This is a genomic window from Brevibacillus massiliensis (genome assembly GCF_000311785.1).
GTDB classification, from domain to species: Bacteria; Bacillota; Bacilli; order Brevibacillales; family Brevibacillaceae; genus Brevibacillus_C; species Brevibacillus_C massiliensis.
The window spans coordinates 21,798-37,835 of record NZ_HE978557.1; the positions used below are offsets into that span (position 1 = coordinate 21,798).

Consider the following 16,038-nt stretch of genomic DNA (forward strand, 5'->3'; position numbering starts at 1 on the left):
CGCTTTCCCAACAGTCACCAGTGGGCCAGCCCATACCTCCTTCGTCTCATTGTTGTACAGCAAGTTTTTCTTTCGTAAAATCGGCATGATCGATTTCTGCACGTAATCGCTAGTATAATCGACCATATACATCGGGGCTTGAATATATTGGGTATTTCGGATCTCATGTGTTTTTACCGTACGTTTTTGCAGATCAAGCGTATTCTGTAAATCCGTGTAATAATTGGACTTCCACCCGCCTCGTTCTTTCATCCATACAGACGCAGCTGTAATAACCGGATACTTACCTGAAACAGGGTGTTTATGTCGATCTTCAAACACGACATGAGTCAAAATCGCTTCACCGGCGTAGAAGTGATTGTTACCATTTTTATATCGGTCTTTTGCATGGCGTTCTATCCATTCTGGTGTGTGAAGGAGAATGCCTTTTGCGTTTGGTTCAAACACCTCAAACTGCGTTTCATCTCCCTTCACGATGATTTCAAACAGGCCAGCAATCTGATCTGCATCCGCACCAAGTGTACACGTCCTTTCCGGCGGATCGCCGTTTTCATCGCCGTTGTTCGTCACGCATTTCTGGTAACTTACAACAAAGTCAACCTGATAGGGCACCTGTATCGAGAAAGGTTCCACAGCAGCCGTATATTTCGTTGATTGCAGCGTCTGCCGCCAGGTCGTCTGTGTAGGTACGGTCGTCCCGGTATACGTATTGGATTGGGAGGCTTGCTTTGGATTCAGCGAAAACCGTTGATCTTGGCCAGGGCCGGTTACTCGCAACTCAAGGCTTGGCCAGATTGTCCCGCCGCTCGTTTTGCCGCTCCAATTCGGCGGGTTGGCCGCGACTTGTACGTTCTCATACTCGGCACCTGAATACCTGCTGTACAGCTCGCTGACCTTGTTTTGAATCGCCGTGTTAATCTGAGCGTCAATGGCGGTAAAGGCCGCGTCGATTTTGTTCTGATCAATGACAACCTCCATTCTGGCCGGTTCCTGTTCCCAGACTCCGTCAGACTGACTAACCAGCAGACGGTTTTCCGAGTCGTAGATTTTGATTTTCACTTGCCCGCCATCTATCTCTCCTCCGGGCGGCGGATCAGGCGGAGAAGCGTCGTCTGAGATCACGACCGTTACTGAATAGGTACACCCTTTGGATGATGGAAAGTTATTATCGTTTACCACGGCCTTGATGGTGTACGTTCCTGGCGGGGCATTCATTAATGCATACCCAAAGCCTTCTAAGTCGCTTGGACGTGGACCCGTCCAATCAGCTTCTAGTGTCGTTCCTTCATGGCGATTGGGATCAACCCCCAGGAGCAATCCAAATGTCACGCTGTTGCCTTTGAGATAAATCGTTTTCCCATCAACGTTGTGGGTCCAACCTCCACTTACGGAGTCCGCAAGATGCAGATATATGCTGGAACAATCTTTCTGATCCGTAATCTCAACCGTAAAGGTGAAGGTACACTCATTGAGTGACGGATATCGCGAATCGTCTACCCTGGCTGTGACAGTGTAACTTCCCTTTTGCAGCCCGGTCATTGTGTACTCTTTGTTTTTATCAGGAGCTGCGTTCGGGAAAGGACCACTCCAAACCGCGTTGATGTACTGATTGCGATCTCCTTGTTTGGACAGCCAGAAGGTTACGTCCACCTTATCGCCAACGATCTTCTCTTTCCCGCCGTTGGGAAGATCAATTTTGGCAAACCCATAGGCCGAGTTTGTCATATTTAAGCTAATATCCGAACAGTTCAGCCCTTTCAGTTCAATCTGGAATGTCTTCCGGCAGGGTTCGCCGTTCACGTAGACTGTGACCTCCAGGGTGTAGACAGCATCGTTCTTATCGTCAAAGGTATGGGAGAACGGATTTTTGCCTACGACCGTCCGGAGCGTTGTCCCGTTTTTCTTGAGTACCCAATCCCCTGTAACGGTGACGTTGGATTGCGGATAGACCGCTTGCAAGACTAATTCATTCGTTTGTCCTCTTTCAATCCGGATAGTGTAAGGGCTGGATCCCTGGATGCGGGTATCCTTGCCGTCCACTGTTGCATGAAAGAATATTTCCTCGCAGTCAATCGTTTTGACATTGATGGTGACGGTCTTGCTACAGTCAATGACCCCAACGGATGAGTTGATTTGATATTTAGCCGTTAAGGTGTACGTGCCTTTATCTGTAAACTTGTAGTCAAAATTAGTAATATTGGTTGTCGATTTCAGCACTTTGCCTGTACCGTCTGTCAATGTCCATACCGGCGCTGGGATATTTTTCTTATCATACTGTGCCACAAAGGAAATGGTAGAATTTCCAGGTAGTGTGGTTAAGGAATAGTTTCCATTGGCATCTTTGGACATGGGCAATTCAGTTTGATAACTATCCCAAGCTTGGATTTCGGAATTTTTACAGATGTTTTCTGTCGTCCCGACAACCTTAACTGTAATTTCCCAATGGCAATCCTGCCATTCCCTTTCGTATTGGCCATCGTATCGTAACTTGATCCGGTAAATGCCGCCTGGCTTGTCAAAGACGATCGATCGATCATCAAAGCCGGTTGCCGGCAGCTTCAGATTGTTAGTAGGAACAGTCCGGATTTTATCTTCCCAAACCATATCCATTACAACAGGTGTAGAGTCTCCCGGCCGGTACACTTCCCAATACACGTAGGCATCTGCCATCGATCCATCTGTATCCCGAAAACGGGCAAACAGGTTGAGGCTGCCGCCCAGGTCTACCTCAATGGTCGATCCGTCAGAGATTTGCTTGCCGTTTTTGGCGTTTTGGTAAACGATTGGGCAGCTCACTTGTCCATCCCATACAAAGGTCTTGATCCAGCACTCCCTGCCGTCTTTGCTGACGTACTTGATCGTGATCGCATCATTGCGGCTTACGGAAAAATCATAGGAGCCGACATTCTCTGCGACCAGGACACCGTTGAGATAGAAAGATCCTTTTTGGGAGCCTGGAGCTTCCACGGAAATGAGATTAACATCTGTCGGCAAGGCATAACCTGGGCTGCCACTTGGCATTGTAACGTCCCGGCTTGTCTTGCTGCCGAAAATCCATACATGAAGTGATAGCTTGGATTGAGCTGGATCGCACTCGGCTACGGGTGGCGCTTCGGGAATAATATCTTTTGTCCAGCACTCTTTCCCATCATCAGACTTATAAAACAACGTCGTGGGGCCTTTGATGAGAATGTTCGAAAAGGTGTTTCCACTACCTTTATATTCGCTCCCGTCTATCATCAGCTTTCCGGAATGGGGAAACGAAAGCGTGATCGTGTTCACTCCAGCCGGCAGCTTGTACTCTCCCTCGCTGGGAATGGACTTATTGGATTGACCCGATATCTGCAAAGTGGCGTTCACCGAAACCGTACAGTCCTGTGTCGAATCCACCTTATACTTGATCTCAATAGGAGTGGATCGGCCATAGTCATCCCGCGCCTCAAAAGTAAGCGTATGTGTATCGCCTGATTTTAGCAGGGCAGGATCGCTGATCGTGAACTTCCAGGAGTACGGCGCAGCTCCATAGGCGATTTCGGTTGAAGTACCCCCCAAACTAGGCTCCGCTTTAGAATCAATTGCTGTTTTTAATGTGTTATGGGTTCCGTTGTTGCCATAGGTAGTCGTATTGACAACCACATTAATGGGTTTACCTGCTTGAGCTATATAGAGCTGGTTTGTTACCGTTGAATTGGAAACAACGGGTGTCCCATTTAGGGTAATTGAATTATAGACAGGCTTCGGAGTGGTCTTCCATACGGTACTGAACAACGGTCTGTTCACGCCGTCACCAACCCTGGTTTCTGTGAAACCTCCCCCGCCACTTAAACGAACGAGTCCGCCAAAATCAACCCAGTATTCTCTACCATTTACTCTATATTGTTTTAGAATAGGATTGATTTTTCCGTTATTCCAAATCCAATCAGCATTTCCATTGGTTGCATCGGCTACTTTCTTAATGGCTCCATATTCCCATGGAACAACGTTGTAACCAGACTGCCTGCTTAGATCCCACTCTCCATCCCCTTTTGAAGAATCCGGTTGAAGGTCAAAAGTAACGCCGTTAATGGTATTTCCAGCTGGCCCGCCATTCAACGAAAATTTTTCCTCATGCCATAACGCCTTGGCATTTCTTTGATCTGGATTTCCCAATCCCGTTGGGCTTAAATCCCCATAAAATAAAACTGCATCCGCTATATTCAAGCTATATGGGTATCCCCCATAATCAGGTGAACCGGTTGCAAAGGTCACACTTGGAAAATTCACTACCCATGAAACAAAGAGGGTAATAGCTAAAATTATATGAACTGCTCTTCTCATTTGTGCCTCTCATTTAACCAATAGGTATCAAGTGAGGGAACATCTATACTCACTCCCCCAACGCCCTGAACTCCTTTGAACATTGAAAATGAAACATACCCCCCTTTACCATAAAAGGGAATCCGTACAGTTTCACCTGCCTTGTACTTTTTCTCAATTTGCTTGATATCATATTCTCTGACACCATACACCCCGTCACTTTGATCTTTATAGTTAAAATTCACACTATAGCCATCAGGGATTTTAGGCATCTCTGTAATAAATACATTTCCTTCAATTCTTGCTTTCTTGGCGACCAATTCCATAGCTGGTTGAGCCAATGGATCAACCGGCATTAGCTTGATAGTTGGTCTAAATGGAATATCCTCATCCGGCAACGGCGTAATCGTTACGATTTTATTATCTGCATCCCAATCTACCTTCTGGTCAAAGGTTTCACTGACGAACCGCAAAGGAACGAAGGTGCGCCAATCTTTCAATACGGAAGGTGCGTCCAAACGAACAGTCCGATCATCTATATCAACCGTGTTTTCGCCAACCACCAAGTAAATCTTGGTGCCTTGTCGTTCCATCGTGACCATATTTTTTGTTCCATCCCACTTCACATTCGCTTGGAGTGCCTCACTCACAAACCTCACCGGCACCATCGTCCTGCCGGTTTTGAGATCGAGATAAGGCTTGGCATCAGGAAATTCAACCTCTTTCCCCTCTACGACAACCTTAATCTCATCTGTGGAGCTGCTAACGGTTTCTGCAGCCTTTACACCGTGGCCAAAGAACCCCAGGCCGGCGACTAATGACGAGACAACCAATAGGTTTAAAAATCGTTTCATGTTAAATCCCCTCCACTTTCCATTCCTTCTCGGTATAAATATCGTCCATTTTCCTGATCAAAGAGGCTGCCTGCTCATACGTAATATTCTGCTCGGCATCCCCTGCAGGTTTCGCCCAGGACTCGACTTCCTCCCAGGAAACAACCTGCTCATTCCCCTTGCGATTGATCCCCAGCATCACGAATTTAGCCGCCTCTTTCAGCGTGAGTGGAAAATCCGGTTTGATCTGACAGGAGCAGTCGATAACGCCTTTTGCCTGGGCGAGCGCGTAATACTCGGAGGCCCAATGGTTCTCTGCCCCTGTCGGAACGCGAAGGCCGCCCTGCTTCTCCCCGTACTCTTCCATTACCATCTTCATAAACTCCGCTTGTGGAATTTCTGCTTTGGGATCGATACTGTCTTTGATATATCCGACTGACCTTGCCCACTCTACATCACCTTTATCTGCAAAGGCTGTACCCGTTTCGTACTTACCCGAAACCAGCATTCCTCCACAAAACGATACCGCAGCTATGATCACAAGCATACCACCAAGGATACTCAGCCTTTTTATCTTTTCCTTCTTTATCTTTTCCTTCATTAAATACTCCCCCATCAGACTATTTTTTTCTGTCCCGCCCTATCTTTTCACTTCCTGTACACTCAGGACAGGGAAAGTATGCTTACCAGCAATTCCAAGCCCTTCATCATCCACCACGGCCACTGATATAAGGGAGGGTCCGTTTACAATCTTGGGCGGCAAAGTATAGATATTCCCTTTATGATCCCGGATCTCCACTTCAAGCGTTGCACCCTGGTCTGCAACTTTTGTAAAGGAAGACTCCAGAAGTGATGAACCTTTATACTGGACAATCATTTTGTAGCTTCCTTCCCACTGCAGATAGTCCAAGTAACGATGGGAAACATACACGGGTGATTTTGTAATCGACTTTTCCCCCGGCAGATATTTTGTTCCATCCCACGTATATACACCATTCTGGAGCATCCGTTGATGAAAACGTTGCATGGCCTCGTCAAAATTCAGCTCCACACTTCCCTGCGCGTTTTCTTCTTCGATAATCGCAAAGCTGGCATGATGGTTGGCATTGTCTATCAACCTCTGGACTTCCATCTGCTTACCGGTAATGTTATCCGTGTCCATTACCATCATACCGGGAAACAGCAGAAACAACACCGAAAACAACCCAAAGAGCAGTACTGGCATAGTTCACCCCCTTACGATTGTACATCGTACGGGAACGGCTCCATCGTTCCATACATAACAAAGGAGAAATCTTTCGCCGTCGAAAAGAACGATGAAAGAGGGGGCTTCGGATATCCAAGTGTGACTTTAAACTCATCTTTGTATGTCAACTCTCCCTCACTCAATCCCCCCACCCGTTCAACAGCAACCGTAACGTCTACAGCTTTTAGCCGATAGTCTTTCGTTTGGATCTCTTCTTGGATGAAATTCTCAATCATTTTTTTCGCATTTGCAGGTGTAATGGTTCCTTCCGCCGCCACTTTCATGACAGCGTTTGCTTGTATCGTCCGCAACTCCTGTTTTATTTGCTGAACCACATGCACCTGCATAAAGCCCGCAGGAACAAGAATTAAGGAAACCACCACCAATAACGTGGCGATAAGGTTACTCATCCTCCAGTCCCCCAGTTACTAAAAAACTCCAGCAGCTGATCAAAAAAGGAGATGACATTTGGATTAACCGCTGTCGAATCTCCCCAAAAGCTGTAAGCACCTATGGCGATCACAAATACACATACAATCAGTATGGAAACCATTGTGACCATTTCTCATCATTCCTCGGGTATATATTGACTCACTCGCATATTCCTGAATGTTAATGTTGCCTCTCCTGTACGAAAAAACGATACCAATTGAGTCGAAAAGCTTGGCTTCACTTGAACCGACAACTCAACAAAATTCTTTTGAGAAAGAACTTCACCATAACGCGGTCGTTCCGCCCGATTGGCCGGGTTCGTATGAGAAGCATAGAAAAAAGGCGTGTCTTGTTCAAAACCCTTCTTCCGTAAAAACTCTTGGTAATAGGCAGCTACTGCCGGATCGAGATACCCGGCAGCAGCCATTTCATGCGAGAGTTGTTCGTAAACGGATCGAACCACACTTTGTTCTTCTGAATACTTGTAGCTCACAAAGCCTATCGTAAGTATGATCACCAGCACGATGAGACACAGCAAAAGCGACAGGTAGTTTGACATGTTTCCTCCCCCTTACCGCCGTAGTGAGGCCGTCACCACGTGAACCACCCGATCATCATGTTTCTCCTTCAAGGAAGTGGCCCCTTCTTGCTGAAACGCTGCTCCAAACATCACAACGACCACAATCGAGGAGATCAGGGACGCGATTACGTACGGCATTGTTACTTCACGATATCGATTTCTTTGTCTTTGCTGTGACTCAAGGCCGGGATCTCTACTGTGCCCCTTTTCGGGTCGGCAGAAATGCTCGTAATCTGATCACTCGTTTTTTGCCCCAGGTTCCGACCACTGGTAGCCACTCCTTCCTCTCCCGTCTGAAAAGCAAACACCAGGCCGATCACCAACATAAAAAGCAATCCAAAAATCGCTTGAATCATTTTCTTTCATCCCTTCTTTTTCCCATCTTATTTTGGCAGAATCTCCGTCATGGTTTTTACAACTTCCTTTTTCAAACTTGGGGTATTCGGTTTGTTATACTCACCTCCTATCGCTGCTCCCATCTGGGTGAATACGGTGTAAATGAACGCAATGGAAAAGACAAGGAACATCAACACAGCGATTGATTTTTCAATCATGAATATCCTCTCCTCCGGTGGTTATAAAAAAGAGGGAGGAATCCCCCTCTACATAAGCCCTTCCATCATTTCGAGAAAATACCGGTACCACGGAAAGGCCAGACAAACAAATGCGATCACAAATGGGGGAATGATCCAAACGGAAAATCCCAATTCCAGTCTTTTCGTTCGTATTCTCTCTTCTTCTTGCCGTAGGATTCGTAAGCTATTTTCCAGTCGGACAAGGTGAAGTTTCGTGCTTTCAATCGTGTTCTCCATCGCATACCGTATCGTATTGGTGAGAAGGATTCCTTCTTTTAATCCGATCTGAGTTTCCATCCTTTGCAACGCATCCTTCGGAGAGGCATTCCATTCGTCTAGGCGCGGAATATACTCTTTTAGTTTGCGAGTACTTATCAAGGAACGACGAACCAGTTCATAATGGGAAATGTGGAAGTCTAACAGTTCGCTTAAACGACCAATCGCCCGCAGTAAGTCATAAAACAAAATCGTTCGGCGTTTATTTGCTTTCCATTTCAGGTATAGGAGAGGCCATCCTACACATAGAAGCAAGGAAATCGTAAAAAACAGCAACGGAAAACTCTTTTTTCCAAACAGGAACAAATCAATGATCATCTGGCCAAATACACCTACAACGGTAAAGATAACGCCGCTAAAGATGATAAACCACCATTCGACCGGTTCGATTCCATACGGTTTGCCAGCCTGGTGAACCAAACTTGCAAACTTCTCGAAATACCTTCCTTCCCATTTGTTTTTTCCGATTCGTTTGGTTGTGCCTGCTTGTATTTTTTCTCGTAACAATCGTAATTGCGCCTCAAAAACAGAGCGAAGACTTGTTCTTTTCCTTGATGGTACCAACCATAATAAGAGAAAGAACAGGGTAAACGAGAATAATGCTCCAATCAAAACAGCCAACCAGATTGCTTCACTTTCCGGCGAAGTCAACCAAGACCAATCAGGCAATCGAGATGTTATCTCATTCCACCATAGTTGAAACACATCCTTCCCTCCTATAGAACGCCGTTATAAGCGTTCTCCTTTTTTCGCCCATATGAGAGAACCAACATAACACAAAAAGCATGTCAAAGAGCCTAAAGCAAGGAAATTTAAGCCAGCCTGCGTTTGAAAATAGATCCGTTTGGCTGCCGGCAAAAACTCCATGTTGAGCACAATGAAATAGGGGCAGCAAATCATGAGAGCCAGAATAAACCATGAAACCATACGGGTGATGGATCTCCTTTCTTCATCCACATTCTTGGCATTGTAAAGATCCACAATGAGCCCGTTCAATGCTTTCTCAATATCTTTGGTATCTCCCCTTTGGCCCGATATTACGATGTATACAAAGTCAGTCGCCCAATCCAGCCGCAAAATGTCGGCAAATTCCCACATCACTTCATCGAACGGAGACGAGTCAGAAAGGCGAATATTCAAATACGTCAGGATACTGCGAAACTCAGGAGGACATTTGTCTCCCATCCTTTTAAAAGCCAAGGTGATGACTTTCCCATGATAAACATACGTATTAAGATACTCCTGGACAAAAAACAGAAACTTTTTTCGCGCATTTGAGGTGACTTTGAGATACCAATAGACGACAGCCAGATAAGGCATCCCCATACCAACAATGCCAAAGAGAAATCCTACGCTAAATTGGTGAACCACGCTCATGGTGGTTAACATGGAAACAACACCTGCCGCGATGGACAGGACAAACAGCGTCAGTAAATCCATAATTGGGTGCTGACCGCCACCTAGTATGGTGAGCATGACCCTCATCTTCTCACTGAATCTCTTGTCTTTTTCAAGAAACTCGTTTCCTTTTCGCTTCCACTTCCTCCAGTTCGATTCCGGCTTTCGCAGATTAGGCTGAAACAGTAAAACGAGGCAAACAAGCATGATGGCTACCAAGATAGCAGCCGAAAAGAGATACAACATGTCAGATCATCCTCCTGTAATCCGTCAGGTGCAATTCACGCAGAACATCCAGATCAGCCTCGCCAGGGGGATAGATCATGCGCTCAACCTTCTCTGGGGGTAACATCTCTCCTGTCCATACTAATTCCTTTTTGGCTCGGTCATACTGAGCTAACATCTTGAACCCTTCTCGTCCGGGAACATAATCGCCTTTCTCCGTAACATATCCCTCGTTAAACGTTGGGATAAAGATGGCTTCATCCACCCGATCGCCGTTGTCATTGGCAAGAAGCCAGAAGAGATCCACGCCAGCAGCAATATCACGATATACATTCACCATGTGATCTTGGCGGTACGCATTGACCATGTTGGCAAACGTCCTGACAGCTGCTCCCGGCTCCGGAATCCGCAAATGAATGGAAAAATAGGTGGCATCGGCGCCACGTAAACACGAGTACAGAGCATAATGAGCTTCAATTTCTGAACGTACCTCCGCGAACACAATCGTTTCCGAGTTATTACGAAAAATATGGCGATAGGTGTTATCAAAGAGGTAGCCCAAATCCTCAATCGACTGGAGAGCAAATACATTTCCGGGCCACTTCTTGGCCAATCGTAACTCATGCTCTGATTCAAAAGTTGTAATTGTATCTTTCTCCGGATCTTTCATCATCAGCATACTAATCTGCCGCTGTGTCTTCCCGGTACCTTGCCCACCCCCAATTGCTACATTGAGCCGCCCCTTGACGACTTGTTTGCAAAATTCACGGGCACGCTCGTCCATCTTGATGTCATCAAGGGAAAAGCTTTTCGTCACAAAACGGCGCGTGATGATATCTCTTTCGTAAGAAAACGGCTGCATGTACATCTGTATCCGTGTCTCTGTCTCTTCAATAAACCCGGACAAAAAAGGCTGGGATCTGTGAAAGGACGCTCCCGTAATTTCCTGAAGCTTCCGCTGTAGAGCCTCCACTTCGTTATCTGTTGGAACATATCCAAAATACGGTTTCTTTCTCCCGTTTTCGTAATAACGAACTGGCTGGCCAACCGCGATCAGCACGGACTCTACAAATGGACTCAGATGGATAACAGCGTCATAGACTCCCAGTCCATATGTTGCGTAAACCACACTCTCGTATGGAGTCGTTCCGGGGTAGATTGACTGATCAAGAAAGATTCCACGCCCATTCAAGTAGGTTTCCACATCCGTGATAAGCTTTTTCTTCGCATCCTCATTCCCTTTTTCCACAAGCTTGATCCAATCATAGATTTGATCCCGTTTTTCCCGCGGCACATCGATCATCTCTGAATAATGATCCCGAACGATTTTAAGAACGGTTTCCATCGATTCTTTCACGAGCACCACTTTCCCTCCCTGTCGCCATGAATGATGTGATCCTAGACCAAAAGCCACTCCCTGTCACGTATTGTAGCTTGTCTGTTGCCCATGCTAGTGACTGGAAATCCCTTTTCATTCGTTTATTTAGTTCCATCGAACTGATTCTCAGATCGGTAGGAATCAGGTACTTCTGATACGAAAACACCCCCATAATCGGCATGCGAAGAAAAGCCTCCACTTCTTTCGTGGTTACAAAACCATGTTGAAAGTGCGTCAACAAGACGCGGATGTTCTCCTCTCTTTCCTGCAAGGCGATTCTTTTGGCATAGGAAAGTGAAAACGCATCTGGTCGGACAACCAGAATACTTTCATCGCTTTCCTTTTTTAAAAACGGCCAGTCGGCGTCATTGGTTTGAAGAAATCCACGATCCAGCAGGATTAAATCGTAGTTCTTTCGGCTATAGTCAAGAAATCGAGAGAGCTCTTGAATGTTCCAGTCTCCCACAGCGTTAACAACGCGTATATTCTGGAATACCGGTTTGGCCACCAGGTCGAGTTCCTCATCATCCCGCTGCAGAACTGCCCGATATTCCCGCAGTTGGTAGTTGAGTGCGTCCGTAACGGCAGCCAGATCGCTTTTTCGTCCTAAATCAACCGCCAAGACATTTAGGGACGGAAAGGTCTGATGTAGCCACAGTAAAAAGTAGTACAGAAAGGTCGTCACTCCCGATCCCCCTGTACCCACCAGGGTGATAACATAGCCAGGTTGAACCGAGTGACGAATAAGAGCCCCGTTTCCTTCTAATACCGATTGAATCTCCTGATTGGTCATGTTGGGGGCAAGTAAAATGACCCGCCCTTTTACCGTTAAGAGAACCTGCTCCAGTAGATACCTATCCATCTCATTAGCCGAAAGGATAAACAAAAATTGCTCCTCTGACATAGCAGACACCGTTTCCGGAATCCAATGCCATGCAGGCTTTTCAATCATGCTTGCCGAGACGATCAATCTCGACGGTTGATACTGCCGAAGCGATTGCAGAAAATGATCATACGAGAGTGTATGAAGAGCAGCAGAGCCAGGCGGTAAAAAGTAGTCGTTTTTCGTTGCTGACAACACCAGATACATTACTCTTCCCCCTGTCGCATGGCTTTTTCCAGCTCTTCTTGTTTGTAATACTGATAAACACCGATTTGAACATCACCGTATTTCCGGGCCTCAACGAACGCCTGAAATTGTTTGTCTGTCCAGTTGAAAATCAATCGGGCTGGCATCGTGTCAGGCTGTCCTCGGTATGTTTCTGTCAAGCGATTTTGTGCAGTAGAAGATACCTGTTGGTTATCCATAAGATCCGCAAAGGCTTGGGTACTTGCCTGTGGTGGTGATAAGCTGAACACTTCAGCCCCCGCCCCGTCCTTCACTGCCACAACCTGCGAGGTAAATAGCATATCTGCCGAATCGTTCGTTTTGGTAAAGAACTTTGGTTCTCCCAATTCTTCCAAGTGTTCCTCATTCATAGGCCGGTATTTCACCCAAACCTTTACATGATCCCCGCGACGAATTTCACTCATTGGCGTAAAGTCGGTCAACGGAATCTCATACCGTGCTTCATCCTTTTGGGGCAGCAGCTTCCCATCGGTAAGCTTCCAATCAAAAATGGGCTCCCCTTCTCCTATTGGAAGCCACGTTGTTTTCCCAATCACGTCTTCGGGATTGACAAGCATTCCCTTAGCGTATTGGTTTACTGGAATTTTTTTATAAACCAGATCGCTTTGAATAATGGGGGTATAGGCTTGAAGGAGCTTCCCTTCTTTGATTGCCAATACACTGGTATATTGAGCCTCGGCCGCTGATGTTCTCACATAGTCGTACCCCAAATAAATAGCCCCCGCAGAGAGGGCGCTGGACAGGAAAAATAAGATTGAAATGGTTCGCTTATTGATTTTCATTAACTTTCATCCCCCCCAAATTATTAGCCAAAAAGCTACCCTTTATCTTTCTCTGTCGTATCTGGTTTGGTTTTTACTTTTCATACTTTTTCTATCGGAAAGCTCAGCAAAAATGCGATGAAAAACGGTTACTGTCTCTTGATCCCATGTGGCCAGCCATGCAAGCTTTCTTTTTTCGGTATTTGAAAGCTTCCTGTTTAGAGATTTCTCCAAACCCGAAACATACCTTTCGGTATCTGCAACCATCCTTGTTATTGCGATCGGATTGTAACCTTGCTGTTGAAAATATTCTTTATAGTCCATTTGATCCACCCCCTTTTGTTACTGATATGAGAATTTAACCTTCCGCAGGCAGTACAGAAATGATGAAAATACCGCCTGCGCAGGGTTAAACCCCTGCTAAAACCAGTAAAAAACTGGATGAAAGTCAAAATGAGAATTATCGGAAACAGCTAGGAGTTCTGTCCCATTCGCTCGCCGGAAAAAAATCAATGTTATCAAGCTGATTTTCTTCACTGGGTCTTCGCAACGCCGTACCGGAGCCACCCGGGGATTAGTGAGAGGCTTTTTCTTTGTCGCTCGTGCAAAGCAGGTCATGGCAACTCTTGAAAAAGCATCACCAGAGCCATTCACGGCCACTGTCTCCTTCATACAGGCTATGAGAAAAATTCATAGCCATTCGGGCCAATATAGAGTAAATCACACTCATTTTTCAAGGAACACGGATGGAACATCGTCCACCCACAGACACTACAGGAAGTTCTGTACTGCCTGTGCGGAGACGAGTCTCCGACCAAAAACAGAATGTATGTTCGATTATGTGTACGCAACCGGTTATTATTCGCGTTGAAGTTCGGAAAGGTCAAATTTCATCTGTTACCGCACACTACTATAGGATCATCACCGTAAAAATCTTAATTTTATCGCTTGTAATGCCATTTCCAGGTTAATTGGATCAAGACTATCCATATCACTCAGATTGAATTTATATCGTTCGTTGTATAAATGAAGGGCTAGCCCCAACATAATTTTTTCACCATTTGACCAGAAACGGGAATCTGCTTTCAGTGTTTGAGCCTTAATTCGCTCATCCTTCAAATCAAAATAATCCTCATGAAAACACTGTGATAGTTTGGGATGCTTTTGAAACAGATATAACACTGGTTTCCAGTAGCGATCTTGTAAAAGGTGTGCAGGGATTTGCATGGAGAAACAATTCACTCCTTTGTTTTAGTGAGTAATACTTTAAGCAAAACATTCTGCCGTTCTTGATAAAGCTTTTCGTGCTTCTCAGCGACTTTGATCAAATAAGATGATAAAAAAGGATTTGCTTCTTGTATGGATTTAGCTCGAAACCATAATGATTGAATGATTTCCTGAAGTTCTAAACCATCAGCTCCATGAACCAGATCCACTTTGATGGGAAGATCTTGCATATTCACTACCCTTCCTGTTATAAACTTGTCCTATGCAGATTCTTCCTTTGCAGCCGCATCCGTTACTTGGGTCTCTTGCTCTGAATTGGCAGGTGGTGCTTCCAATACAACCTTTAGCGCGTGCACCATACGTTCAATATCAGGCTCAAACACCCGATGGACTTCGATGCCTTTGGGTGGTTTAATCATGGTTGTTCTCCTTTCATGCTGGCTTTTGATTTTCTAGTAACTCTAAGTTGCATTCATTCTCAAAAAAAAGAGTCCAGTTAAATCCAAGAATATTGGCGATTTTTTTGGCAACTTCAACACTAGGTTTACGAGCACCACTTTCGATCATCCCATAATACTGTCTCGTAATCCCAGCTTTATATGCTACTTCTTCTTGGCTCATTTTTGAATTATCACGTTGGGTTAGAAGCCAATCTCTTACCAAGAAACTCACCTCCTAATGCAATTATTTGTTACCTTCAAGATTAATTATATGCAACTTATAGTTACTGTCAATATATTTTAGTAACTTTTTGTTACTAGCATTTGATGAAACATTTTGTTGCGCTATAATTTACTTACTATCGATTATGGAGGGTTGTCATGTTAGCAAAGAGATTGTTTGAACTTAGACATAAGAAAGGGAAAACACAAGCTGATATGGCAAAAATGCTCGGGATCACTCGTCAGGCATACGGTTACTACGAAAAAGGGGAGCGAGATCCTGATACTTCCACTTTAAATGTACTCGCAGATTATTTTGATGTTAATATAGACTATCTTCTTGGTCGTACAGATGACCCCTCCCCTTCCGACAAGAAGGAAAGGCAGTTGTCGGAAGTCGAAAATTTGTTCTTCTACGAGCTGGATAAGCTAAGTGAGGAAGATAAGCAGAAGGCTTTGGAGCATGTGAGGTATTTGAGGTACTTGGCGGAGAAAGAAAATAAGAAATGACAACGAGACACTCAGATTTGAGTGTCTCAAATTATGAGGAGACTATTTTGTGGACAGAAAATGGCGGATCGAACAGTTGAAAAACAAGTTTGTACGAAAGAATCAACCTGACTACAGCGTACTTTTCCAAGAATGTCTGGAAGCGTTAGGTGAAGGAACATTTGTACTGTCAAAAGAGAAAGGCCAAGATATTTATGGTGCCTTTCAATCAGCCTACCCTTTCACAAGGTGGGGAAGAATCGACTGGGATCAGATCGGCTGTTATCATGAGTTTGATACGATTGAGGATACCGTTAGTTATATTTGCTCCTGTACGGAAGAAGCTCGTATCGCTGTTTTTATCCTCTGGGGATACGGTCACGATCCGGTTTTACAAACAGAACTACCTAGAATTGTCCCCGCCTTTGATGACATCACTGCTGTCGGTGGCAATCAGTGGATTTTCTCCGCGACTCACGGGTTTGTCATCGAGTTATTTCATGACGGAGATATACGGTTATGTTTGTCATC

General features: G+C 45.2%; 20 protein-coding genes and 1 pseudogene. 2 read left to right on the forward strand and 19 right to left on the reverse strand.

Annotated elements, in window-relative coordinates:
• The 19 genes and pseudogenes from HGBM_RS30910 to HGBM_RS25415 all read right to left on the reverse strand — a co-directional run.
• Window positions 1-4,317 (reverse strand): annotated as a pseudogene (locus HGBM_RS30910) (hypothetical protein); the annotation flags it as partial.
• Complete coding sequence (locus HGBM_RS29190; protein ID WP_019123880.1) at window positions 4,314-5,150, reverse strand: copper amine oxidase N-terminal domain-containing protein; 837 nt, start codon at window positions 5,148-5,150, stop codon at window positions 4,314-4,316. The pseudogene HGBM_RS30910 and the gene HGBM_RS29190, both read right to left, overlap by 4 nt.
• Window position 5,151: 1 nt before the next feature.
• Entirely contained in the window at window positions 5,152-5,676 is a 525-nt protein-coding gene (locus HGBM_RS25335; protein ID WP_245553075.1) for a hypothetical protein, read from the reverse strand.
• Window positions 5,677-5,769: 93 nt separating this feature from the next.
• Window positions 5,770-6,354, reverse strand: coding sequence for a hypothetical protein (locus HGBM_RS25340; RefSeq protein WP_019123882.1), 585 nt, complete (start codon window positions 6,352-6,354; stop codon window positions 5,770-5,772).
• 11 nt (window positions 6,355-6,365) lie between these two features.
• A complete protein-coding gene (locus tag HGBM_RS25345; RefSeq protein ID WP_019123883.1) occupies window positions 6,366-6,785 on the reverse strand; it encodes a hypothetical protein in 420 nt (139 codons plus the stop codon).
• A gap of 158 nt (window positions 6,786-6,943) precedes the next feature.
• Entirely contained in the window at window positions 6,944-7,366 is a 423-nt protein-coding gene (locus HGBM_RS25355) for a hypothetical protein (protein WP_019123885.1), read from the reverse strand.
• A 12-nt stretch (window positions 7,367-7,378) separates the two neighbouring features.
• The gene (locus HGBM_RS30605) at window positions 7,379-7,525 is read right to left on the reverse strand and encodes a hypothetical protein (RefSeq protein WP_154653343.1); all 147 of its coding nucleotides are present in this window, start codon (window positions 7,523-7,525) and stop codon (window positions 7,379-7,381) included.
• 2 nt (window positions 7,526-7,527) lie between these two features.
• Window positions 7,528-7,743 (reverse strand): hypothetical protein, encoded by a 216-nt coding sequence (locus tag HGBM_RS25360; RefSeq protein ID WP_019123886.1) that lies wholly within the window; start codon window positions 7,741-7,743, stop codon window positions 7,528-7,530.
• A gap of 27 nt (window positions 7,744-7,770) precedes the next feature.
• Complete coding sequence (locus tag HGBM_RS30610) at window positions 7,771-7,941, reverse strand: hypothetical protein (RefSeq protein WP_019123887.1); 171 nt, start codon at window positions 7,939-7,941, stop codon at window positions 7,771-7,773.
• Window positions 7,942-7,989: 48 nt separating this feature from the next.
• Window positions 7,990-8,943, reverse strand: a complete 954-nt coding sequence (locus HGBM_RS25370; protein WP_019123888.1) for a hypothetical protein — start codon at window positions 8,941-8,943, stop codon at window positions 7,990-7,992.
• Between the two features lie 24 nt (window positions 8,944-8,967).
• Complete coding sequence (locus tag HGBM_RS25375; RefSeq protein WP_019123889.1) at window positions 8,968-9,882, reverse strand: hypothetical protein; 915 nt, start codon at window positions 9,880-9,882, stop codon at window positions 8,968-8,970.
• 1 nt (window position 9,883) lies between these two features.
• Window positions 9,884-11,224: an ATPase, T2SS/T4P/T4SS family gene (locus tag HGBM_RS25380; protein ID WP_019123890.1), complete on the reverse strand. Its 1,341-nt coding sequence runs from the start codon at window positions 11,222-11,224 to the stop codon at window positions 9,884-9,886.
• Window positions 11,190-12,329 (reverse strand): CpaE/TadZ family protein, encoded by a 1,140-nt coding sequence (locus tag HGBM_RS25385; protein ID WP_019123891.1) that lies wholly within the window; start codon window positions 12,327-12,329, stop codon window positions 11,190-11,192. Before HGBM_RS25385 ends, HGBM_RS25380 begins: the two co-directional genes overlap by 35 nt.
• Window positions 12,329-13,150: a CpaB family protein gene (locus HGBM_RS25390; RefSeq protein WP_019123892.1), complete on the reverse strand. Its 822-nt coding sequence runs from the start codon at window positions 13,148-13,150 to the stop codon at window positions 12,329-12,331. Before HGBM_RS25390 ends, HGBM_RS25385 begins: the two co-directional genes overlap by 1 nt.
• 42 nt (window positions 13,151-13,192) lie before the next feature.
• Entirely contained in the window at window positions 13,193-13,453 is a 261-nt protein-coding gene (locus HGBM_RS25395) for a hypothetical protein (RefSeq protein WP_019123893.1), read from the reverse strand.
• A gap of 597 nt (window positions 13,454-14,050) precedes the next feature.
• Window positions 14,051-14,356 carry a hypothetical protein gene (locus HGBM_RS25400; protein WP_019123894.1) on the reverse strand — a complete coding sequence of 102 codons (306 nt, stop codon included), beginning with the start codon at window positions 14,354-14,356 and terminating at the stop codon, window positions 14,051-14,053.
• A gap of 11 nt (window positions 14,357-14,367) precedes the next feature.
• Window positions 14,368-14,586: a hypothetical protein gene (locus tag HGBM_RS25405; protein WP_019123895.1), complete on the reverse strand. Its 219-nt coding sequence runs from the start codon at window positions 14,584-14,586 to the stop codon at window positions 14,368-14,370.
• 30 nt (window positions 14,587-14,616) lie between these two features.
• Complete coding sequence (locus HGBM_RS31175; RefSeq protein WP_019123896.1) at window positions 14,617-14,775, reverse strand: hypothetical protein; 159 nt, start codon at window positions 14,773-14,775, stop codon at window positions 14,617-14,619.
• A 13-nt stretch (window positions 14,776-14,788) separates the two neighbouring features.
• On the reverse strand, window positions 14,789-15,019 hold the full coding sequence (locus tag HGBM_RS25415; protein ID WP_019123897.1) for a helix-turn-helix transcriptional regulator: 231 nt from the start codon (window positions 15,017-15,019) through the stop codon (window positions 14,789-14,791).
• A gap of 158 nt (window positions 15,020-15,177) precedes the next feature.
• On the opposite strand from HGBM_RS25415, the gene HGBM_RS25420 reads away from it, so the two are divergent.
• Entirely contained in the window at window positions 15,178-15,528 is a 351-nt protein-coding gene (locus tag HGBM_RS25420; RefSeq protein WP_019123898.1) for a helix-turn-helix domain-containing protein, read from the forward strand.
• Between the two features lie 49 nt (window positions 15,529-15,577).
• A partial coding sequence (locus HGBM_RS25425; RefSeq protein WP_019123899.1) for a CDI toxin immunity protein occupies window positions 15,578-16,038 on the forward strand: 461 nt, incomplete at its 3' end.

Bases quoted from the DNA above. Each gene is read 5' to 3' on its own strand.
- HGBM_RS25385 (WP_019123891.1), bottom strand. From the start codon at position 12,329: ATGTATCTGGTGTTGTCAGCAACGAAAAACGACTACTTTTTACCGCCT.
- HGBM_RS30610 (WP_019123887.1), bottom strand. From the start codon at position 7,941: ATGATTGAAAAATCAATCGCTGTGTTGATGTTCCTTGTCTTTTCCATT.
- HGBM_RS25405 (WP_019123895.1), bottom strand. From the start codon at position 14,586: ATGCAAGATCTTCCCATCAAAGTGGATCTGGTTCATGGAGCTGATGGT.
- HGBM_RS25360 (WP_019123886.1), bottom strand. From the start codon at position 7,743: ATGATTCAAGCGATTTTTGGATTGCTTTTTATGTTGGTGATCGGCCTG.
- HGBM_RS25395 (WP_019123893.1), bottom strand. From the start codon at position 13,453: ATGGACTATAAAGAATATTTTCAACAGCAAGGTTACAATCCGATCGCA.
- HGBM_RS25340 (WP_019123882.1), bottom strand. From the start codon at position 6,354: ATGCCAGTACTGCTCTTTGGGTTGTTTTCGGTGTTGTTTCTGCTGTTT.
- HGBM_RS25375 (WP_019123889.1), bottom strand. From the start codon at position 9,882: ATGTTGTATCTCTTTTCGGCTGCTATCTTGGTAGCCATCATGCTTGTT.
- HGBM_RS25345 (WP_019123883.1), bottom strand. From the start codon at position 6,785: ATGAGTAACCTTATCGCCACGTTATTGGTGGTGGTTTCCTTAATTCTT.
- HGBM_RS25420 (WP_019123898.1), top strand. From the start codon at position 15,178: ATGTTAGCAAAGAGATTGTTTGAACTTAGACATAAGAAAGGGAAAACA.
- HGBM_RS31175 (WP_019123896.1), bottom strand. From the start codon at position 14,775: ATGATTAAACCACCCAAAGGCATCGAAGTCCATCGGGTGTTTGAGCCT.
- HGBM_RS29190 (WP_019123880.1), bottom strand. From the start codon at position 5,150: ATGAAACGATTTTTAAACCTATTGGTTGTCTCGTCATTAGTCGCCGGC.
- HGBM_RS25355 (WP_019123885.1), bottom strand. From the start codon at position 7,366: ATGTCAAACTACCTGTCGCTTTTGCTGTGTCTCATCGTGCTGGTGATC.
- HGBM_RS30605 (WP_154653343.1), bottom strand. From the start codon at position 7,525: ATGCCGTACGTAATCGCGTCCCTGATCTCCTCGATTGTGGTCGTTGTG.
- HGBM_RS25400 (WP_019123894.1), bottom strand. From the start codon at position 14,356: ATGCAAATCCCTGCACACCTTTTACAAGATCGCTACTGGAAACCAGTG.
- HGBM_RS25335 (WP_245553075.1), bottom strand. From the start codon at position 5,676: ATGCTTGTGATCATAGCTGCGGTATCGTTTTGTGGAGGAATGCTGGTT.
- HGBM_RS25390 (WP_019123892.1), bottom strand. From the start codon at position 13,150: ATGAAAATCAATAAGCGAACCATTTCAATCTTATTTTTCCTGTCCAGC.